Origin of the sequence: Bradyrhizobium sp. ISRA442 (assembly GCF_038085055.1) — a bacterium.
Lineage (GTDB): Bacteria > Pseudomonadota > Alphaproteobacteria > Rhizobiales > Xanthobacteraceae > Bradyrhizobium.
The window spans coordinates 361,968-381,581 of the sequence record NZ_JALGCN010000005.1 but is presented as its reverse complement, the minus strand read 5'-3'; the positions used below and the strand labels follow the sequence as shown (position 1 = coordinate 381,581).

Sequence of the window (19,614 nt, the reverse complement as noted above, 5' to 3'; positions counted from 1 at the left end):
CATTCGTTGCAACAGGACAAATGGCAATGCTCGTGTCCAAACACGGGCATGCCGAGGTGATTTTCGAGAAATGCCCCGCCACCATCAGAAAAAGAGCTCCACGCCCGGCGGCTCGCAGCGACAGTTGCGCGTCGGCGAAGCGGTTCGCCATGCGATGGCCGATATTCTGGCGCAAGGCAGTGCGCATGATGCGGACCTCGAAGGCCACATCATCACCGTGCCGGAGGTACGGATGTCGCCTGACCTGAAGCTCGCGACAATCTACGTGATGCCGCTCGGTGGCCGCGACACCGCGGTCGTCATTGCTGCGCTCGAGCGCAACAAGAAATTCCTGCGCGGCGAGGTCGCGCGGCGCGTTAACCTGAAATTTGCACCTGACATTCGCTTCCGCGTCGACGAGCGATTCGACGAAGCGGAACGGATCGAGAAGCTTTTGCGAACGCCTGCGGTGCAAAGAGACCTGGAACAGGATCCGGATTCGGATCGGGAAGAAGAACAATGACGATGGACCCGGCTCACGGCACGATCGGCGGCGAAGAGCCTGATACCCGCGACGTGCAGAAAAATAATTTCGGCGACACGCAGCCGCACCAGGAGCCGCGCCGCGTCAACAATGATCCGCGCGCCAAGCAGCAGAAGGGCAACCAGCCGCGCCGCGACCGGCGCGACGTCCATGGTTGGGTCGTGCTCGACAAGCCGATCGGCATGACGTCGACCCAGGCCGTCGCCGTGCTCAAGCGCCTTTTCCAGGCCAAGCGCGCCGGCCACGCCGGCACCCTCGACCCGCTCGCCTCCGGCGGCCTGCCGATCGCACTCGGCGAGGCGACCAAGACGGTTCCCTTCGTCATGGACGGCCGCAAGCGCTACCGCTTCACCGTGTGCTGGGGCGAGGAGCGCGACACCGATGACATCGAGGGCCGGGTGACCGCGACCTCCGACCTGCGCCCGACCCGGGAGGCGATCGAAGCGCTTCTCCCGCGCTTCACCGGGGTGATCGAGCAGATCCCGCCGCGTTATTCCGCGATCAAGGTCCAGGGCGAGCGCGCCTATGACCTGGCGCGCGACGGCGAGGTCGTGGAGCTGGCCCCCCGGCCAGTCGAGATTCACCATTTATCCCTTGTAGATCAACCAGATAGCGATCGAGCGGTATTCGAGGCCGAGTGTGGCAAGGGCACCTATGTCCGCGCGCTCGCCCGGGATATGGGCCGGATTCTCGGCACTTACGGCCATATCTGCGCGCTGCGGCGGACCCTGGTCGGCCCATTTGGCGAGAACGACATGATTCCGCTGGATCAGTTGGAGGCTTTGTGCCATAGAGCCGCGTCCGGCGAGGGCAGCCTCGCCGACGCGCTTTTGCCCGTTGAGACCGCGCTGGACGACATCCCGGCACTGGCCGTCACTCGGGCTGATGCGGCAAGGCTCCACCGGGGCCAGGCCGTTGTGTTGCGCGGACGGGATGCGCCCAATTGTAGCGGCACAGTCTATGTCACGGTGGCAGGCCGGCTTCTCGCGCTTGCCGAAGTCGGCAATGGCGAAATCATCCCCAAGCGTGTGTTCAACCTGACCGGCCTGACTGCCAGCACCGGTCGCAACGAGAGAAATTGACGATGTCGATTACCGCCGATCGCAAAGCGGAAGTCATCAAGACGAATGCCACCAAAGCCGGCGACACCGGCTCGCCCGAGGTTCAGGTCGCGATCCTTTCGGAACGCATCAACAACCTCACGAACCATTTCAAGACCCACGTGAAGGACAACCATTCGCGCCGCGGCCTCTTGAAGCTCGTGTCGACCCGCCGCTCGCTCCTCGACTACCTGAAGAAGAAGGACGAGGCGCGGTACAAGGCGCTGCTCGAGAAGCACAACATTCGTCGCTAAGTGTTCCTGCGCGCGCCACTGGCGCGCGTTTTTGCGCGTGGTTTCGAACGAAAGCACTTTTTTCAAGGTTTTTGATCGAGGCTCACGCGCACGTCGGGTGCGGGCCAAAGACGATTCGCATCCGGGGCATGATCCCGAAAGCCGCAGTTGGGCATTCGGAATGAAGTTCATGCCGACTGACCAGTCCAGCAGCAATCCGGCGGCTGGGCGCAACGGGCAAGGTGCCCGTATGACCCGAAAGGATGGACGCCATCCGAAATCCAAAAACCATGGCAGGATCGCAGGACGCTGATCACCCGCTCGATCAGCGTCCCGCAATCTTGCGCATGGTTTTTGTTTTTCGAGGCGCACCTCTTTCGTGAACCCATGAAAGAAGACCTCTATGTTCACTAAGCATTCAGTCGAGATCGACTGGGGCGGACGCCCTCTCAAGCTTGAAACCGGCAAGATCGCACGCCAGGCCGACGGTGCCGTCATCGCGAGCTACGGCGAGACCGTGGTGCTCGCCACCGTCGTTGCAGCGAAGTCGCCGCGCGAAGGCGTCGACTTCCTGCCGCTGACCGTCGATTACCAGGAGAAGGCCTACGCTGCGGGGCGCATTCCCGGCGGCTATTTCAAGCGCGAGGGCCGTCCGACCGAGAAGGAGACGCTGGTCTCCCGCCTGATCGACCGTCCGATTCGCCCGCTGTTCGTCGACGGCTGGCGCAACGAGACCCAGGTGATCGTCACCACGCTCTCGCATGACATGGAAAACGATCCCGACATTCTGGCGATGGTCGCGGCCTCCGCCGCGCTGACGCTCTCCGGCGCGCCGTTCAAGGGCCCGATCGGCGCGGCCCGCGTCGGCTTCGCCAATGATGAGTACATCCTCAACCCGACCCTCGACGAGATGACCGACACCCAGCTCGATCTCGTCGTCGCCGGCACTGCGGATGCCGTGCTGATGGTGGAATCGGAGGCCAAGGAGCTCAACGAGGACATCATGCTCGGCGCGGTGATGTTCGGTCACCGTCACTTCCAGCCGGTGATCAACGCGATCATCGAGCTCGCCGAGAAGGCCGCGAAGGAGCCGCGCGAGGTCACCGCGATCGACAATTCGGCGATCGAGAAGGAGATGCTCGGCCTGATCGAGCAGGAGCTGCGCACGGCTTACGCGATCCCGGTGAAGCAGGAGCGCTACGCCGCCGTCGGCGCCGCCAAGGAAAAGGTGCTGGCGCACTTCTTCCCGGAAGGGCAGGAGCCGAAATACGACAAGCTGCGCGTCGCCGACGTGTTCAAGGAGCTGGAGGCGAAGATCGTTCGCTGGAACATCCTCGACACCGGCAAGCGCATCGACGGCCGCGACGTCAAGACCGTGCGCAACATCGTCGCCGAAGTCGGCGTGCTGCCGCGCGCCCACGGCTCGGCGCTGTTCACCCGCGGTGAGACCCAGGCGATGGTCGTGACCACGCTCGGCACCGGCGAGGACGAGCAGTACATCGACGCGCTGTCGGGGACGTACAAGGAAACGTTCCTGCTGCACTACAACTTCCCGCCCTACTCGGTCGGCGAGACGGGCCGCCTCGGCGGCACCAAGCGTCGCGAGATCGGCCACGGCAAGCTCGCCTGGCGCGCGATCCACCCGGTGCTGCCGCCGCATCACGAGTTCCCCTACACGATCCGCGTGGTCTCGGAGATCACCGAGTCCAACGGCTCGTCCTCGATGGCCTCGGTCTGCGGCGCCTCGCTCGCGCTCATGGATGCCGGCGTGCCGTTGAAGCGGCCGACCGCGGGCATCGCGATGGGTCTGATCCTCGAGGACAAGCGCTTTGCGGTTCTGTCGGACATCCTCGGTGACGAGGATCATCTCGGCGACATGGACTTCAAGGTCGCCGGCACCGACCAGGGCATCACCTCGCTCCAGATGGACATCAAGATCGAGGGCATCACCGAGGAGATCATGCGCGTCGCGCTTGGCCAGGCCAAGGAAGGGCGCATCCACATCCTCGGCGAGATGGCCAAGGCGCTGACCGCTGCGCGCGCCGAGCTCGGCGAATACGCGCCGCGCATCGAGACCTTCAAGATCCCGACCGACAAGATCCGCGAAGTGATCGGTACCGGCGGCAAGGTGATCCGCGAGATCGTCGAGAAGACCGGCGCCAAGGTCAACATCGAGGACGACGGCACCGTGAAGGTCGCTTCCAGCGACGGCGAAGCGATGAAGGCCGCGATCAAGTGGATCAAGTCGATCGCGTCCGAGCCGGAAGTCGGCCAGATCTATGACGGCACCGTCGTCAAGGTGATGGAGTTCGGCGCCTTCGTGAACTTCTTCGGATCCAAGGACGGCCTCGTCCACATCAGCCAGCTCGCGGCCAACCGCGTGCAGAAGACCACCGACGTCGTCAAGGAAGGCGACAAGGTCAAGGTCAAGCTGCTCGGCTTCGACGATCGCGGCAAGACCCGCCTGTCGATGAAGGTTGTCGACCAGACCACTGGCGAGGACCTCGAAGCCAAGCAGAAGGCCGCCGAAGGGCAGCAGGCTCCGCGCGAGGCGGCCGGCGAATAAGTCTCGCCGATACATCAGAAACACGAAGGGCGGCCTCTCGGCCGCCCTTTTTGTTTGAAGCTCGCTGATCGTCAGGACCGGACGATGTCGAACCGGTCGAGGTTCATCACCTTGGTCCAGGCCTTCGCAAAATCCTTGACGAACTGCTGCTTGGCGTCCGACGAGGCATAGACCTCGGCGAAGGCGCGGAGCTGCGAGTGCGAGCCGAAGATCAGGTCGACGCGCGTGCCGGTCCATTTGACCGCGTTGGTCTTGCGGTCGCGACCTTCATAGGTGCCGTCAGCGCCGGCCGGCGTCCATTGCGTGCTCATGTCGAGCAGGTTGACGAAGAAGTCGTTGGTCAGCGTCCCCGGCTTGGAGGTGAAGACGCCGTTCTTCGAACCATTCGCATTGGCACCGAGCACACGCAGGCCGCCGACGAGCACGGTCAGTTCGGGCCCGGTGAGCCTCAAGAGCTGCGCGCGATCGACGAGAGCCTCTTCGGGCATCAGGAACTGATGCTTCTTGCCGATGTAGTTGCGGAAACCATCGGCCCGCGGCTCCAGCGGCGCGAAGGACTCGACGTCGGTCTGCTCCTGCGAGGCATCCATGCGACCCGGCGTGAACGAGACCTTCACGTCGACGCCGGCATCCTTCGCGGCCTTCTCGACCGCGGCGGTGCCGCCGAGGACGATCAGGTCGGCGAGCGAAACCTTCTTCGCGCCGGCCGACGCATTGAACTCCTTCTGGATCGCTTCGAGCTTGCCGAGCACCTTCGAGAGCTGAGCCGGCTGGTTCACCTCCCAGTCCTTCTGCGGGCTCAGGCGGATGCGCGCGCCGTTGGCGCCGCCGCGCTTGTCCGAGCCGCGGAACGTCGATGCCGATGCCCAGGCGGTCGAGACCAGCTCCGAGACGGAAAGACCCGAGGCCAGGATCTTCGACTTCAGTGAGGCGATGTCCTGCTCGCTGACCAGCTCGTGATTCACCGCCGGAATCGGATCCTGCCAGATCAGTGTCTCCTTCGGCACCAGCGGGCCGAGATAGCGCTGGATCGGGCCCATGTCGCGATGGGTGAGCTTGAACCAGGCGCGGGCGAATGCGTCCGCGAACTGATCGGGATGCTCGTAGAACCGCCGCGAGATCTTCTCATAGGCCGGATCGAAGCGCAGCGAGAGGTCGGTCGTCAGCATGGTCGGCACATGCTTCTTGGACTTGTCGTAGGCGTCCGGAATGACCGCATCGGCCCCCTTGGCCGTCCACTGTTGCGCGCCCGCCGGGCTCTTCGTGAGCTCCCACTCATAATTGAACAGGTTCTCGAAGAAGTGGTTGCTCCACTTGGTCGGGGTCTGCGACCAGGTGACTTCCGGACCGCCGGTGATGGCGTCGGCGCCGACGCCGGTGCCGTGCCTGCTCTTCCAGCCGAGGCCCTGATCCTCGAGTGCACCGGCCTCAGGCTCCGGTCCGACAAGCGAGGGATCGCCCGCGCCGTGGGTCTTGCCGAAGGTGTGGCCGCCGGCGATCAGCGCGACGGTTTCCTCGTCGTTCATCGCCATGCGGAAGAAGGTCTCGCGGATGTCCTTTGCAGCGGCGATCGGATCTGGCTTGCCGTTCGGCCCTTCCGGATTGACGTAGATCAGGCCCATCTGCACCGCGCCGAGCGGCTCGGCAAGCTGGCGCTCGCCGCTGTAGCGCTCATCGCCCAGCCACGTGCCTTCTGGACCCCAGTAAAGTTCTTCCGGCTCCCAGACGTCGGCGCGGCCGCCGGCGAAGCCGAACGTCTTGAAGCCCATCGACTCCAGTGCGACGTTGCCGGCGAGCACCATCAGGTCGGCCCAGGAGATCTTGCGGCCGTACTTCTGCTTGATCGGCCACAGCAATCGGCGCGCCTTGTCGAGGTTGGCGTTGTCGGGCCAGCTATTGAGCGGCGCGAAGCGCTGCTGACCGGCGCCGGCGCCACCGCGACCATCGGTGATGCGGTAGGTGCCCGCGCTGTGCCAGGCCATGCGGATCATGAGGCCGCCGTAGTGACCGAAGTCCGCAGGCCACCACTCCTGCGAGTCGGTCATCAGCGCATTCAGGTCCTTGATGACGGCGTTCAGATCGAGCGACTTGAACTCCTTGGCGTAATCGAAGTCCTTGCCCATCGGATCGGACAGGTCGGAATTCTTGTGCAGCATCTCGATGCTGAGCTGAGTTGGCCACCAGTCGCGGTTCGCCGGCGTGCGTTTTCCGCCCGAAAACGGGCACTTCGAAGTGTCATCCATGAATACCTCCTCTGGTGGCGGTCAGACTTCGGCCTTTACCAGGTAGAAGCACTCTAAGCTTCACCTCCCATCAGGTGAAGTTGACTTTAATGATCGCTGCGATAGGATTTTCTGATGATCAACGTGACGCTGCGCCAGCTCCGATATTTCGACGCGCTGGCACGTCATGGCCATTTCGGGCGCGCGGCGGAGGCCTGCTCCATCTCGCAGCCGGCGCTATCGATGCAGATCAAGGAACTGGAGGAGGCGCTCGGCGGCCTGCTGCTGGAGCGCAGCGCCCGGCAGGTCGCGCTGACCCGGTTTGGCGAAGAGCTGGCGCAGCGCGTCCGCGACATTTTGCGCTCGGTCGATGAGCTCGGCGACTTCGCGCGGGCCTCGCAGGACCGGTTCGCCGGCCGCCTCCGCATCGGCATGATTCCGACCATCGCGCCCTACCTCCTGCCCAAGATCACCAAGAATCTCACGCGCATGCATCCCGAGCTCGACATCCGCGTGCGCGAAACTATGACGCCGAGGCTGATCCAGGAACTGGTGGAAGGCCGGCTCGACACCGCGATCGTCGCGCTGCCGGTGTCGGAGCCCTCGCTCACCGAAGTCGCACTTTTCGAGGAGAAGTTCCTGCTGGTCCGGCCGGGGGCAGACGAGGGAACACCTGTCCCCTCGCGGGAGATGATGCGGGAGATGCGGCTCTTGCTGCTCGAGGAGGGACATTGCTTCCGCGATCAGGCGCTATCGTTCTGCAACATGCAATCGGCGCCACCGCGGGAAATGCTGGATGCGAACTCCCTGTCGACACTGGTCCAGATGGTCAGCGCCGGCATCGGCGTCACCTTGATTCCGGAAATGGCCGTGCCGGTCGAGACTCGATCGGCCTCCGTCTCGGTCGCGCCGTTCCGCGACCCGCAGCCATCGCGCACCATCGGCATGGTCTGGCGCAAGACCAGTCCGCTGGCACGTCAATTGCTGCAGATCTCCGAAGTGGTCTGCCTGTCGGCCGGCAAGACGCGCGCGCGACCGCCCGTGCGCATTGCGCGGGCCTGAGCCGCCGATGTCGCATCCGATCATCCGCCCCGCCCGCGCCGACGAATATGATGAGATCGGCCGTGTCTGGATGGAGAGCTGGGTCTCGACGGGGCTTGCCGAGGCGAGCAACTTCCTGCTGGCAAACTTGCGCGCGCGCGTCCGGCGCGAGATCGAAGGTGGCTGGAGCCTGTTTGTTGCCGATGATCACGGCACGATCGCCGCGATGCTGGCGCTGCATCTGCCCAAACGTTATCTCGACATGCTTTTCGTCGCGCCCGCCTATCAGGGCCGATCGCTCGGCCGGCGATTGCTCGCCTTCACGCGAACGCAAATGCCGGATGAAATGTACCTGCGCTGCGTGCGTGAGAACGAGAAAGCCTGGCGCTGGTACGAGCGCGAAGGTTTTGTGTTCGAGAAGGAAGAGATCGAGCCATCGAACGGCTTCATGATGAAGTATTACCGGTGGACAAACAAAGGAAACGCACCATGATAAAACTCTACTGGTCGCCCCGCTCGCGCTCGTTCTCCACGATCTGGCTGATGGAGGAAAGCGGGCTGCCTTACGAGCGCGTGCTGACCGACATTACGACGGGGGCGCAAAAGGCGCCGGATTTCCTCAAGGTCAATCCGATGGGCAAGGTGCCCGCGCTCGCCGACGGCGATGCCGCGCTCGGCGAAGCCGCCGCGATCTGCGCCTACATTGCCGACCGCTATCCCAACACGAAGCTCGCACCCGAGGTGACCGATCCGCGCCGCGCGCGATATCTGCAATGGCTGTTCTTCTCGCCGAGTTGCATCGAGCCGGCCATCATCCAGATATTCACCAAGATCGAGGTGCCGACCTCGACCGCCGCCTGGGGCAGCGCCACGCAGGTGTTCGATGTGCTGGAAGGCGCGCTAGCCAAGGGGCCATGGATTCTCGGCGAGGACTTTTCCGCCGCCGACGTCACGATCGGCTCGGGCCTGAACTTCGCCGTGCGCCTGTTCAAGATGGTGCCGTCGCGCCCCGTTTTCGACGCCTATATCGCGCGCTGCATGGCGCGACCGGCATTCCAGCGCGCCGAGAAGATCGCCGCGGGGTGAGGCCGCGAACCCGCAAGAACGCTCTATTCCGCCTTCAGATTCTCCGGCTTCGGCATCAGGATGGTGTTGTAGCCGGAATCGACGTAGTGGATCTCACCGGTCACGCCGCCGGAGAGGTCCGACAGCAGATAGAGCGCCGAGCCGCCGAGCTCATCGAGCGTCACGCCGCGGCCGAGCGGGGAATGCTTCTGCTGGAATGCGAACATCGCGCGCGCCTCGCCGATGCCGGAGCCGGCGAGCGTCCGCACCGGGCCGGCGGAAATCGCGTTGACGCGGATACCGCGCGGCCCGAAATCGGCGGCAAGATAGCGCACGGATGCTTCCAGCGCCGCCTTGGCGACGCCCATCACGTTGTAGTTCGGCATCGCTCGCATCGAGGCGCCGTAGGTGAGCGTGATCATGCTGCCGCCCTGCGGCATCAGGTCCGCGGCACGCTTTGCGATTTCCGTGAAAGAGAAGCAGGAGATCACCATGGTACGCGAGAAGTTCTCGCGGCTGGTGTCGGCATAGCGGCCCTTCAGCTCGTTCTTGTCGGCAAAGCCGATCGCATGGATCACGAAGTCGAGCTGGCCCCATTTCGCGCGCAGCGCATCGAACGTCGCATCGACGCTGGCGATATCCTCGACGTCGCAAGGCAGCACCACGTCGACGCCGAGTGAGTCTGCCAGCGGCTTGACGCGCCTGCCCTGTGCCTCGCCCTGGAAGGTGAAGGCGAGCTCGGCACCGTGGGCATGCAGCGTCTTCGCCATGCCCCAGGCGATCGAATGATCATTGGCAATGCCCATGATCAGACCGCGCTTGCCCTTCATCAAACCTTCCATTGCCTGGCGGCTCCTATCATTCCGACGTCATCGCCCGCGCAGGCGGGCGATCCAGTATTCCGAGACAGTCATGGTAATCGCGAGACCGGGGCGTACTGGATGCCCCGCCTTCGCGGGGCATGACAGCGTCGCTGAAATTACGCGTCCAGCCGGCTGAACACCAGCGTGGCATTGGTGCCGCCGAAGCCGAAGGAGTTCGACAGCACGGTGCCGATCTTGGCGTTGTCGATGCGTCTGCGCACGATCGGCATGTCGGCGAACACCGGATCGAGCTCCTGGATGTGCGCGCTCTCGCAGATGAAGCCGTTGTTCATCATCAGCAGCGAATAGATCGCTTCCTGCACGCCGGTTGCGCCCAGCGAATGGCCGGTCAGCGCCTTGGTCGCCGAGATCGGCGGGCACTTTTCGCCGGTGCCGAACACCCTGCGGAGCGCCTCGATCTCCGGCGGATCGCCGGCCGGCGTCGAAGTGGCGTGCGGATTGATGTAATCGACCTTGGTCTTCACGGTCGACATCGCCATGCGCATGCAGCGCTCGGCGCCTTCGCCCGAGGGAGCGACCATGTCATAACCGTCCGACGTCGCGCCATAGCCGACGACCTCGCCATAGATGCGTGCGCCGCGCGCCTTGGCATGCTCGAGCTCTTCCAGCACCAGCACGCCGGCGCCGCCGGCGATGACGAAGCCGTCGCGGTTGACGTCGTAGGGGCGTGAGGCGGTGGCGGGCGTGTCATTGTACTTGGACGACATCGCGCCCATCGCGTCGAACAGCACCGAGAGCGACCAGTCGAGCTCCTCGCAGCCGCCGGCGAAAATGACGTCCTGCTTGCCGATCTGGATCGTCTCGTAGGCATTGCCGACGCAGTGGTTCGACGTCGCGCAGGCCGAGGAGATCGAATAGTTCACGCCCTTGATCTTGAACCAGGTCGCAAGCGTCGCGGAGGCCGTCGACGACATCGCCTTCGGTACCGCAAACGGTCCGACGCGCTTCGGTCCCTTGGTGCGGGTGATGTCGGCGGATTCAACGATGGTACGGGCAGACGGACCGCCGGAACCCATGATGATGCCGGTGCGGATGTTGGATACTTCGTCAGGCCCAAGCCCGGAATCCTGGATCGCCTGCTCCATCGCGATGTGGTTCCACGCCGCGCCTTGGCCGAGGAAACGCATCGCACGGCGATCGACAACCGTCGCAGGATCAATCGTCGGCGCTCCCTGCACCTGCGAACGGAAGCCGAGCTCGGCATATTTCTCCGCCCGCGAGATGCCTGATTTCGCCTCGTGAAGGCTCGCAAGCACTTCCTGGGTGTTGTTTCCGATGGACGAGACGATGCCCATCCCGGTGACCACAACCCGCCTCATGACAGCCTCGCCTAAATCGTTATCTTCTTCCTGATGTGCCTTAGCCCAGTGTCGTGCCCTGCTTGAACAGGCCGACCTTCAGATCCTTGGCGCGATAGATAATCGCGTCATCGACCGAAAGCCACCCGTCGGCAATACCGAGCACCAGCTTTGACCGCATCACGCGCTTGATGTCGACGTTGTACACAACCTTGCGCGCCTCGGTCAGCACCTGACCGCCGAACTTCAGCTCGCTCAGGCCGAGCGCCCGGCCGCGGCCCTCGCCACCGATCCAGCCGAGATAGAACCCGACCATCTGCCACAGCGCGTCCAGGCCGAGGCAGCCGGGCATGACCGGGTCATTCTTGAAGTGGCAGCCGAAAAACCAGAGGTCGGGTTTCACGTCGAGCTCGGCGCGCACCAGCCCCTTGCCGAATTCGCCGCCGGTGTCGGTAATTTCCGTGATGCGGTCGAACATCAGCATCGGCGGCAGCGGCAACTGGGCATTGCCGGGGCCGAACATCTCGCCACGGGCACACGCCAGCAAATCTTCATATTCGTAACCGTTGCGCCTGTTCAGCATGCGGAAGCCTCTGTTCAAAATGCCGATTGAGCGGCGTTTTTTGGCAAAAATGGGCCCCGTTTTGTTCGGAAAGCAACGTCAATTGCCGTCGTCAGGCGCGAATACCACGAGCCCGAATGGACTGCAGGCCGAGCCTCAATGCCCTGGCTGCGCCAATATCGGTTAAGCGGAACCGCGCGCTCTCTAACACACGCCATTTCGGGTAGCCAAGCATTCTCATGAAGGTAAAATGACGGGGATACGCGCCCGGTTCCCCGGTGACTTAGAACCACTCTAGTTGCGAGAAACTTGCATCTGCATCTATCTCTCCATATATTGCAGAGACATAGTGTTCACGCGTGCCCGAAATTGGAAATGAGCGAGAATAACGCGCCCCATCACGACGACGCCCATTCCGCGGCGCTTCTGTCAGGACGCCAGCCGGCCCTGACCGGCTGCCCGTGGCACGATGTCAACGAAATGCTCCAGGCTGCCGGCCTGCGCCCGACCCGCCAGCGCATGGCGCTGGGCTGGCTGCTGTTCGGCAAGGGTGCACGCCACCTGACGGCTGAAATGCTCTACGAGGAAGCGACGCTGGCGAAGGTCCCGGTGTCGCTCGCGACCGTCTACAATACGCTGAACCAGCTTACCGATGCCGGCCTGCTCCGGCAGGTCAGCGTCGACGGCACCAAGACCTATTTCGACACTAACGTGACGACGCACCACCACTACTACCTCGAGAACAGCCACGAGCTGGTCGACATCGAGGATCCGCATCTGGAGCTGTCCAAGATGCCGGAGGTGCCCGAGGGCTATGAGATATCGCGCATCGACATGGTGGTGCGACTGCGCAAGAAGCGCTGAGATCGTCCTACACGGCTGATTTAATCGTCATGGCCGGGCTTGTCCCGGCCATTTTCGTTGGCGGGCGCCGTCATTCCGGGGCGGCGTTAGTACCGAACTATGGTGCGCAGTTGCGCACCTGAGAATCCCGGGTCTGGCGCCTCGCGCCATCCCGGGATGACGGCCTGCGTCAGTTCACCTGCTCGTCGGCGTAGACGCCCCAGAGGCGTTCCTGCTGGATCCAACCGTCAAAGCCATTGCCAGTGATGTGGCACCAGTTTGCAGTGCACTTCTTCACTTGCGCGACGACGCCGACCTGGAGCTTTGCTGCAACCGCGCTGTCGGCATCCGCCCGATCATAGAGCGGCGCGAGCTCGTCCTTGTGCTTCATGGTGACCACCGCTGTGCGGCGGCCCGACAATAGCGAGTGATAGACCCAGCCCTCTGCGCCTTCGGAGTCGCGCACCCGGCGCCAATTCTCGAATTCGGCGGTGATTTCGACCGGCAGGCCGGCCCGGGTGTAGACCCAGGCCACATCATTGTCCTTGGTCGGGCCGGCGCGGACGTTCACATGATCCGACTTGAGGCTGACATAGCGGGGCACCGGCAGGCCGCTGGCGGTCTGGACATTGTTGTCCTTCGCCGAATGCGAGGGGCTGACCGAGGCGCTCAACCAGCCGCAAACGAGCGCCATCACCGAACAAAAACGCCCCAACGCCATTAACCCGTCTCCCGTCGAAGACCCGGCTGAGCCGGGTCCTCACCCCAAAGTCCAAAACCCTGCCGTGCGCCCTGTCCCGCCCCACGCGGGTGTTCCCGAAGCCTGGTCCGTGGTTCTTGTCTTGGCCCGGCCTTCTGCTAGAGAGGACGGGCACTTGAATAACCAGTTTGTCCCGATTTTCCGGCCGGAAATGTCGGGACAGCTTGGAGGAAACGCCGGGGACGACGCGGCAAGGGCAGTGTCGAACAACCGGGTTAATGAGGCCTGAACGGTCAGCCGCTGACGGCAGAGGCGGGCTGCAATGTCTCATGAGAGCAGGACATGTCGGTGAAGAAAAAGCCCCTCGTCGTCGTGACACGCAAGCTGCCGGACTCGATCGAGACGCGGATGCGCGAACTGTTCGACGCGCGGATCAATCTCGATGACACGCCGATGTCGCCGGAGCAGATCGCGGAAGCGGCGCGCACGGCCGACGTGCTGGTGCCGACCGTCACCGATCACATCACCGCCGACGTCGTCAATCAGCCCGACTGCAAGCTGCGCCTGATCGCGAATTTCGGCAACGGCGTCGACAATATCGATGTCGAGGCCGCCCATGCGCGCGGCATCACCGTCACCAACACGCCGAAAGTTCTGACCGAAGACACCGCCGACATGACCATGGCGCTAATCCTGGCGGTGCCGCGCCGGCTGATCGAAGGCGCCTCGATTCTGACGGAGGGAAAGCCCTGGGCGGGTTGGTCGCCGACCTGGATGCTCGGCCACCGCATCGGGGGCAAACGACTCGGCATCGTCGGCATGGGCCGCATCGGCCAGGCAGTGGCGCGCCGGGCCCGCGCCTTCGGCTTGCAGATCCACTACCACAACCGCCGGCCGGTGGCGCCGAAGATCGCCGATGAGTTAGGGGCGACCTATTGGGAAAGCCTCGACCAGATGCTGGCGCGGATGGACATCATCTCGGTGAACTGTCCGCACACGCCGGCGACGTATCACCTGCTCTCGGCGCGGCGGCTCAAGCTGATCCGCAAGGACGCCTACATCGTCAACACCGCGCGCGGCGAGGTGACCGACGAGGACACGCTGATCAAGCTGATCGAAGCCGGCGAGATCGGCGGCGCCGGCCTTGACGTCTACGAGCACGAGCCCGCGGTCAATCCAAAACTGGTGCGGCTCGCCAAGGCCGGCAAGGTGACGCTGCTGCCGCATATGGGCTCGGCCACGATCGAAGGCCGTGTCGAGATGGGCGAGAAGGTGATCATCAACATCCGCACCTTCCTCGACGCGCACAAGCCCCCGGATCGCGTGCTGCCGAGCATGCTCTGAGATTTATTTTCTGCGCGTCGCGCGCTTGCGCCAGTTCGCGACGAAATCGATGAAGGCGCGTAGCGCCGGCGGCACCTGACGCCGGCGACGACGTAACGGAAGGCAAATCACGTGCGATCGGCGCGGAGGTCGGTCATGACCGGCCCATCGCCGTTGAGCGGATTGGCCGGATCGCGCGTGTAGCGCAGCGTCTCGAAGCGCATCGCGCGCGCATCGATCATCAGGAGGCGGCCGACAAGGCCGTCGCCGAAGCCGACGATCTCGCGGATCGCCTCCAGCGCCATCATCGAGCCCAGCACGCCGGCAAGCGCGCCCATCACACCGGCCTCCGCGCAGGCCGGCACGGTGCCGGGCGGCGGCGCTTCCGGAAACAGGCAGCGGTAGCTCGGGTTGAACTCGCCGGCTTCGTTCCTCTCATGGGCGCGGATGGTGGTGAGCGAGCCGTCGAAAGTGCCGAGCGCCGCGGTGATCAGCGGCTTCTTCGCGAAGAAGCAGGCGTCCGAGACCAGATAGCGGGTCGAGAAATTATCGGAGCCGTCGAGCACCAGATCATAGTCGCCGATCAGCGACAGCGCGTTTTCGGCGTTGAGCCAGGTGGCATGCCCGACGAAGCGCACATGCGGATTGAGCGCCGAAATCCGCTCGGCGGCGCTCTCGACCTTGTGGCGGCCGATGTCAGGCGTCGTATGGATCACCTGGCGCTGAAGGTTGGACAGCGACACCACGTCGTCATCGACCACGCCGAGCGTGCCGACGCCGGCCGCAGCCAGATACATCAGGGCCGGCGCACCGAGCCCGCCGGCGCCGATCACCAGCACGGAGGCCCGTTTCAGCGCGGCCTGGCCCGGCCCGCCGACATCGCGCAGCACGATATGGCGGGCATAGCGTTCGAGTTCGTCCGGGCTCAGCATCGTCTTCGTCCCTTCAAGGTGCTTCCCCTCATGGTGAGGAACCATAGGGTCCGCGCAAAGCGCGGCCCGTCAACAAATACTAGGCGCGTCTCCGAACGATGCTTCGCATCGCCGGGTGAACCATGAGGTCCCACCGGGGCCTTCATCCTTCGAGACGCCGCTTGCGCGGCTCCTCAGGATGAGGCTTGAGGGCGTGGCGTTGCGGCCTCCGTTGCCACCTGAACCACCCTGAGATTGGTCGCGACCAACGAGATGTGCTTCGATGCCATCACGTTCAATGGGGCGGCTGGATTTGTCATGAGATCGATGCTTGCGGCAACACTGATGTTCGCGGCGGCCGCGGGCGCGAACGCCCAGATGGCAACGCCACAGATCCCCGGCGCCAAGCCGAAGACGGTCCAGGCCGTGCCGGTCCGCCCGGCGTTGCAGACGCCGTCGGAAACGGCGGATGCCATGGCGCAGGCGGAACGGTTGTCGCTCCAGTCCGACCTCGCCTGGATCGGCCAATATAACGGCGCCATCACCGGTGACGTCAGCGAGCGCATGGTCAACGCCATCAAGGAATATCAGAAGGCCAAGGGCGGCAAGCCGACCGGGACGCTCAATCCGCAGGAGCGCGCCGCACTCGCAGAGACTGCGCGCCGCAAGCAGGAGAGCGTCGGCTGGAAGATCGTGATGGAGCCGACCAGCGGCGCGCGGCTCGGCATTCCCGGCAAGCTGGTACCGCAGCAGGTGACCGATGCCAGCGGCTCGAAATGGACCTCGCCGAGCGGGACGGTGCAGGTGCAGCTCAGCCGTCGCAAGGAGGCGAGCCCGAGCACGGCAAAGCTCGCCGAGGTGGAGAAGAAGGGGCCGGCAGGACGCAGGGTCGACTACACCGTGGTGAAGCCCGACTTCTTCGTGCTGTCGGGACTCCAGGGGCTGAACAAGTTTTACGTGCGCGGCACCTTCAAGGGCGATGAAGTCCGCATCATGACGATCCTCTACGACCAGGCCATGGAAAACGCCGTCGAGCCGGTGGTGATCGCGATGTCGAGCGCCTTCAATGCATTTCCGTCGGGGCCGCTGGCGGGACCACCGCCACGGAAGACCGTCGAATACGGCACCGGCATCGTCGTCAGCGACGATGGCGCGATCGTCACCGATCGCCTGGTCACGGATAGCTGCCTGGCGATTACGATCGGCGGCTATGGCAGTGCCGACCTTATCGCCGACGACGAGGAGCATGATCTCGCGCTGCTGCACATCTACGGCGCGCGCGGCCTGAAGCCGCTCAATCTTGCAGGCGCCGCGGCGAAGACGAATGTCGATATCATCGGCATCGCGGATCCGCAGAACCAGGGCGGGGCGGCCGGCGTATCGAGCCTCAAGGCGGCGCTCGCGCCGGTCACGGTTAGCGAGTTCGCCCTGTCCCCGCCGCCGGCGATCGGGTTCTCCGGCAGCCCCGCGATCGGCGGCGACGGCAAGTTCGTCGGGATCGCGCTGTTGAAGCCGGCGATGGTCGCCGGACCCGCGACATCGGTGCCGGCATCACAAGCCGTGATGGTCTCCGCGGACGCGGTCCGCGATTTCCTGAAGGCCAATGATGTCACGGCGAACGGCACGTCTATGGACGCGAAAGCCGCCGTCGTGCGCGTGATCTGCGTACGGAAGTAAATCAGCTCAACCTGAACCGTACGCCGCCACGCGCGAGTCCGCCGGATATCCCGACCGGCGTGCCGTCGGCGCGCCAGCAGGCGGCGCCAGTCATGGTGCCGTCCTCGTGGAAGGCGATGCCGTTCATGCCGCCGGCCACCGTCGCGACGACGTCGATCCTGTGGCCGAGGCTCGCGAGCTTCGCGCGCACGCTCTCGGGCACTGCCTGCTCGAGCTCCAGCGCATTGCCCTCGGTCCACACGCGCGGCGCCTCGACCGCCTCCTGCAAGCTCATGCCGTGGTCAATCAGGTTGACCAGCGCCTGCATCGCACTCGGGAAGATGCGCTTGCCGCCGGGCAGGCCGAGCGCATAACGCAGCTTGCCATCGTGCAACGCCATCATCGGCGACATCGAGGTGGTGACGCGCTTGCCCGGCGCCAGCGACAGCGCGTGGCCGGGACGCGGATCGAACAGGTTCATGTAGTTGTTGGCGATGGCCCCGAGGCCCGGGATCAGGATCTTCGCGCCGAACAGGTTGTTAATGGTCTGCGTGGTCGCGACCACGTTGCCGAACGAGTCCGCCGCCGTCATGTGCGTGGTGTGCGCGCCTTCGAGCGGCGACACACCGGCGCCCCACGCCTGCGCCCGCCGGATCGATGGCTTGGCGGCGCTCCTCGGCATAGGCCTTTGACGTGAGCCGCTCCACGGGCACGCCAACATAATCGGGATCGCCGCTGGCCGCGGCGCGATCGGCGAACGCGATCTTCAGGACTTCAGCGAGGTAGTGAATGGTCTCGGGTGTTCCGAAGCCGAGACCGCCGAGGTCGTAACCCTCCAGGATGTTCAGCATTTGCGCGATATGCACGCCGGAGGCCGCGGGCGGCGGCGGCCCAAAGATGGCCCAGCCGCGATAATCGGCGCGGATCGGCTGCCGCTCGACGGTCCTGTAATGGGTCAGGTCGGCGCGCCGGATGAAGCCGCCAGCCTCCTCCATGTAGTCGACGAGGATCTCGCCGAGCGGCCCCTCGTAGAGCGCCTTCTCGCCGTGGTCGGCGATGGTGCGCAGCGTCTCGGCATATTCGGCCTGCACCACGCGTTCGCCGACTTTCAAGGGCTCACCGTTCGGCAGGAAGATCGCGGCGATCGGCTTGTCCTTGCGCATCTCGGCCGCGCTCTCGCTGATGCATTCGTGCAGGTAGGGCGTCGCCGCATAGCCGCGCGCGGCGTGCTTGATCGCGGGCTGCATGACATCGGCGAGCGGCATGGTGCCGAACCGGCGCAGCGTCTCGCACCAGGCCTTCAGCGAGCCCGGCACCGCAACCGCCTTCGGGCCGTTGAGATTCTCATTGCCGACGGTGTCGAACACATCATGCGCTGAGCCGGGCTTGGACACGTAGGTGTCTTCGCGCACCGCTAAGGGCACCGTGCTCTGACCGTCGATGAACCGATGGCTGCCGTCGGCGAGGCGAATATGGGCCATGCCGCCGCCGATGATACCGACCATCATCGGCTCGACCACGGTCAGCGTGAACAGCGTCGCGATCGCGGCATCGATGGCGTTGCCACCGGCAGCCAGCATCTCGGCGCCGGCGCTGGAGGCCAGCGGATGGTTGCTGACCACCATGCCGCGGCTCGAAACCGCCGGCATTTTCTGGCATTCAAAGGTGGTTGCCGTCCGGTCCCGCCAATTGGTGCTCATGCCGCTCGTCCCTCTTGTTCGCAGCGGCGAGGACATCATACGTGGGACTACGGGTCCAGTATTGGTACGGATTAGCTGGCATTCCCGATTCCGTCATCATCGCTGGCGTTGATTCGGACATCCGCGATCCCCTTTGGATCGGGCTGGGCACGTCCTGAGCAAGAAGCGCTCAGCATCGAGAAGCGATGCACGTTCGCGTGGCGTATCCAGACCCAAGCACTCCAAAGGAAGCAATTTCCATGCACACGATCGTACTGGCCACCCAAAAGGGTGGCAGCGGCAAGAGCACGCTTGCCATCGGCCTTGCGCTGGCAGCCAGGCATGCCGGCTTCACCGTCCGCCTGATCGAGACCGACCCGCAGGGCACCCTGTCGAGCTGGCAGCGCCGCCGCGGCGATGCGGATCCCGTCGTCGAGCCGATCTATCACGCTGCCGACATCGCGCCGCGCCTGCAGATGCTGGCTGGCAGCGGCCTCCAGCTTGCGATCGTCGATACCGCGGCGGGCCTCAGCGCCGCGACCACCGCCGCGATCCGCCATTGCGATCTCTGCCTGATCCCGGCGCGCCCGAGCGTCGCCGACATCGAGGCCACCGCCTCGACGCTGAGCGTCGCGCGCGCCTGGAAGCGGCCCTTTGGCTTCGTCCTGAACCAGACCCCGATCCGCGGCCAGCGCATCGACAATGCGGCCAACAGGCTTGCCGACGAAGCGGCGCTCGACCTCGCCGACGTGCTCGCACGCCCGCTGATCGTGATGCGCAACGACCACCAGGATTCGCTCGCGGCCGGCCTTGCCGTCAGCGAGTTCGCACCGAACGGCAAGTCGGCGGACGAGATCCGCGGGCTATGGCGCTGGATCGAGACCCGGCTCGAGCTTTCGGCTGCGACCAATCCTCTGATCGACCAGGTCATTCCGGAGGCGGACGGAATGCTGCACGTCGCCGTCACCGAGCTCTCATCGAGCGAGACGACACTGGCGTCCTGAGCGG

General features: G+C 64.5%; 17 protein-coding genes and 1 pseudogene. 11 read left to right on the top strand and 7 right to left on the bottom strand.

What is annotated here, in order from left to right; all coding sequences use genetic code 11:
• Nucleotides 1-70: 70 nt before the first annotated feature.
• The 4 genes from rbfA to pnp all read left to right on the top strand — a co-directional run bounded on the left by rbfA (nt 71) and on the right by pnp (nt 4,422).
• Nucleotides 71-502, top strand: a complete 432-nt coding sequence (rbfA, locus tag MTR72_RS14055) for a 30S ribosome-binding factor RbfA (protein WP_280971156.1) — start codon at nt 71-73, stop codon at nt 500-502.
• Entirely contained in the window at nt 499-1,605 is a 1,107-nt protein-coding gene (gene truB, locus MTR72_RS14050) for a tRNA pseudouridine(55) synthase TruB (RefSeq protein WP_280967392.1), read from the top strand. Before rbfA ends, truB begins: the two co-directional genes overlap by 4 nt.
• A gap of 2 nt (nt 1,606-1,607) precedes the next feature.
• Nucleotides 1,608-1,877, top strand: a complete 270-nt coding sequence (gene rpsO / locus MTR72_RS14045; RefSeq protein WP_280967393.1) for a 30S ribosomal protein S15 — start codon at nt 1,608-1,610, stop codon at nt 1,875-1,877.
• 382 nt (nt 1,878-2,259) lie between these two features.
• Nucleotides 2,260-4,422 (top strand): polyribonucleotide nucleotidyltransferase, encoded by a 2,163-nt coding sequence (gene pnp, locus MTR72_RS14040; protein WP_280967394.1) that lies wholly within the window; start codon nt 2,260-2,262, stop codon nt 4,420-4,422.
• 71 nt (nt 4,423-4,493) lie between these two features.
• On the opposite strand, the gene katG is transcribed toward pnp, so the two are convergent.
• On the bottom strand, nt 4,494-6,665 hold the full coding sequence (gene katG, locus MTR72_RS14035; protein ID WP_341510421.1) for a catalase/peroxidase HPI: 2,172 nt from the start codon (nt 6,663-6,665) through the stop codon (nt 4,494-4,496).
• A 114-nt stretch (nt 6,666-6,779) separates the two neighbouring features.
• Here katG and MTR72_RS14030 point away from each other — a divergent pair, with 114 nt between their 5' ends.
• From MTR72_RS14030 to MTR72_RS14020, 3 genes are read left to right on the top strand one after another with little or no spacing between them, the layout of a single operon-like run.
• The gene (locus MTR72_RS14030; RefSeq protein ID WP_280967395.1) at nt 6,780-7,706 is read left to right on the top strand and encodes a hydrogen peroxide-inducible genes activator; all 927 of its coding nucleotides are present in this window, start codon (nt 6,780-6,782) and stop codon (nt 7,704-7,706) included.
• A gap of 7 nt (nt 7,707-7,713) precedes the next feature.
• Nucleotides 7,714-8,178 (top strand): GNAT family N-acetyltransferase, encoded by a 465-nt coding sequence (locus MTR72_RS14025; protein ID WP_280967396.1) that lies wholly within the window; start codon nt 7,714-7,716, stop codon nt 8,176-8,178.
• Nucleotides 8,175-8,771 carry a glutathione S-transferase family protein gene (locus tag MTR72_RS14020; RefSeq protein ID WP_280967397.1) on the top strand — a complete coding sequence of 199 codons (597 nt, stop codon included), beginning with the start codon at nt 8,175-8,177 and terminating at the stop codon, nt 8,769-8,771. Before MTR72_RS14025 ends, MTR72_RS14020 begins: the two co-directional genes overlap by 4 nt.
• A gap of 23 nt (nt 8,772-8,794) precedes the next feature.
• Here MTR72_RS14020 and fabI read toward each other — a convergent pair whose 3' ends face one another.
• The 3 genes from fabI to fabA form a co-directional block, all read right to left on the bottom strand.
• A complete protein-coding gene (fabI, locus tag MTR72_RS14015) occupies nt 8,795-9,592 on the bottom strand; it encodes an enoyl-ACP reductase FabI (protein ID WP_280967398.1) in 798 nt (265 codons plus the stop codon).
• Nucleotides 9,593-9,729: 137 nt separating this feature from the next.
• Nucleotides 9,730-10,953, bottom strand: coding sequence for a beta-ketoacyl-ACP synthase I (gene fabB, locus MTR72_RS14010; RefSeq protein ID WP_280967399.1), 1,224 nt, complete (start codon nt 10,951-10,953; stop codon nt 9,730-9,732).
• A 40-nt stretch (nt 10,954-10,993) separates the two neighbouring features.
• Complete coding sequence (gene fabA, locus MTR72_RS14005; RefSeq protein ID WP_280967400.1) at nt 10,994-11,515, bottom strand: bifunctional 3-hydroxydecanoyl-ACP dehydratase/trans-2-decenoyl-ACP isomerase; 522 nt, start codon at nt 11,513-11,515, stop codon at nt 10,994-10,996.
• A gap of 354 nt (nt 11,516-11,869) precedes the next feature.
• On the opposite strand from fabA, the gene irrA reads away from it, so the two are divergent.
• The gene (irrA, locus tag MTR72_RS14000; protein WP_280967401.1) at nt 11,870-12,358 is read left to right on the top strand and encodes an iron response transcriptional regulator IrrA; all 489 of its coding nucleotides are present in this window, start codon (nt 11,870-11,872) and stop codon (nt 12,356-12,358) included.
• 169 nt (nt 12,359-12,527) lie between these two features.
• Here the strand turns inward: irrA and MTR72_RS13995 are convergent, their stop codons facing one another.
• Nucleotides 12,528-13,058 (bottom strand): SH3 domain-containing protein, encoded by a 531-nt coding sequence (locus tag MTR72_RS13995; protein ID WP_280967402.1) that lies wholly within the window; start codon nt 13,056-13,058, stop codon nt 12,528-12,530.
• Nucleotides 13,059-13,379: 321 nt separating this feature from the next.
• Here MTR72_RS13995 and MTR72_RS13990 point away from each other — a divergent pair, with 321 nt between their 5' ends.
• A complete protein-coding gene (locus tag MTR72_RS13990; RefSeq protein ID WP_280967403.1) occupies nt 13,380-14,381 on the top strand; it encodes a 2-hydroxyacid dehydrogenase in 1,002 nt (333 codons plus the stop codon).
• A 107-nt stretch (nt 14,382-14,488) separates the two neighbouring features.
• Here MTR72_RS13990 and MTR72_RS13985 read toward each other — a convergent pair whose 3' ends face one another.
• A complete protein-coding gene (locus tag MTR72_RS13985; RefSeq protein WP_280967404.1) occupies nt 14,489-15,292 on the bottom strand; it encodes a HesA/MoeB/ThiF family protein in 804 nt (267 codons plus the stop codon).
• Nucleotides 15,293-15,589: 297 nt separating this feature from the next.
• Here MTR72_RS13985 and MTR72_RS13980 point away from each other — a divergent pair, with 297 nt between their 5' ends.
• Nucleotides 15,590-16,948 carry a serine protease gene (locus tag MTR72_RS13980; protein ID WP_341510420.1) on the top strand — a complete coding sequence of 453 codons (1,359 nt, stop codon included), beginning with the start codon at nt 15,590-15,592 and terminating at the stop codon, nt 16,946-16,948.
• 1 nt (nt 16,949) lies between these two features.
• Here MTR72_RS13980 and ggt read toward each other — a convergent pair.
• A pseudogene (gene ggt / locus MTR72_RS13975) lies at nt 16,950-18,627 on the bottom strand (gamma-glutamyltransferase).
• Between the two features lie 239 nt (nt 18,628-18,866).
• Here ggt and MTR72_RS13970 point away from each other — a divergent pair.
• Nucleotides 18,867-19,610, top strand: a complete 744-nt coding sequence (locus MTR72_RS13970) for a ParA family protein (RefSeq protein ID WP_280967406.1) — start codon at nt 18,867-18,869, stop codon at nt 19,608-19,610.
• Nucleotides 19,611-19,614 lie beyond the last annotated feature (4 nt).

Bases quoted from the DNA above. Each gene is read 5' to 3' on its own strand.
- fabB (WP_280967399.1), bottom strand. From the start codon at position 10,953: ATGAGGCGGGTTGTGGTCACCGGGATGGGCATCGTCTCGTCCATCGGA.
- MTR72_RS14020 (WP_280967397.1), top strand. From the start codon at position 8,175: ATGATAAAACTCTACTGGTCGCCCCGCTCGCGCTCGTTCTCCACGATC.
- MTR72_RS13990 (WP_280967403.1), top strand. From the start codon at position 13,380: ATGTCGGTGAAGAAAAAGCCCCTCGTCGTCGTGACACGCAAGCTGCCG.
- MTR72_RS14025 (WP_280967396.1), top strand. From the start codon at position 7,714: ATGTCGCATCCGATCATCCGCCCCGCCCGCGCCGACGAATATGATGAG.
- rpsO (WP_280967393.1), top strand. From the start codon at position 1,608: ATGTCGATTACCGCCGATCGCAAAGCGGAAGTCATCAAGACGAATGCC.
- pnp (WP_280967394.1), top strand. From the start codon at position 2,260: ATGTTCACTAAGCATTCAGTCGAGATCGACTGGGGCGGACGCCCTCTC.
- MTR72_RS13980 (WP_341510420.1), top strand. From the start codon at position 15,590: ATGAGATCGATGCTTGCGGCAACACTGATGTTCGCGGCGGCCGCGGGC.
- MTR72_RS13970 (WP_280967406.1), top strand. From the start codon at position 18,867: ATGCACACGATCGTACTGGCCACCCAAAAGGGTGGCAGCGGCAAGAGC.
- fabA (WP_280967400.1), bottom strand. From the start codon at position 11,515: ATGCTGAACAGGCGCAACGGTTACGAATATGAAGATTTGCTGGCGTGT.
- MTR72_RS14030 (WP_280967395.1), top strand. From the start codon at position 6,780: ATGATCAACGTGACGCTGCGCCAGCTCCGATATTTCGACGCGCTGGCA.
- fabI (WP_280967398.1), bottom strand. From the start codon at position 9,592: ATGGAAGGTTTGATGAAGGGCAAGCGCGGTCTGATCATGGGCATTGCC.
- katG (WP_341510421.1), bottom strand. From the start codon at position 6,665: ATGGATGACACTTCGAAGTGCCCGTTTTCGGGCGGAAAACGCACGCCG.
- MTR72_RS13985 (WP_280967404.1), bottom strand. From the start codon at position 15,292: ATGCTGAGCCCGGACGAACTCGAACGCTATGCCCGCCATATCGTGCTG.
- MTR72_RS13995 (WP_280967402.1), bottom strand. From the start codon at position 13,058: ATGGCGTTGGGGCGTTTTTGTTCGGTGATGGCGCTCGTTTGCGGCTGG.
- irrA (WP_280967401.1), top strand. From the start codon at position 11,870: ATGAGCGAGAATAACGCGCCCCATCACGACGACGCCCATTCCGCGGCG.
- rbfA (WP_280971156.1), top strand. From the start codon at position 71: ATGCCCCGCCACCATCAGAAAAAGAGCTCCACGCCCGGCGGCTCGCAG.
- truB (WP_280967392.1), top strand. From the start codon at position 499: ATGACGATGGACCCGGCTCACGGCACGATCGGCGGCGAAGAGCCTGAT.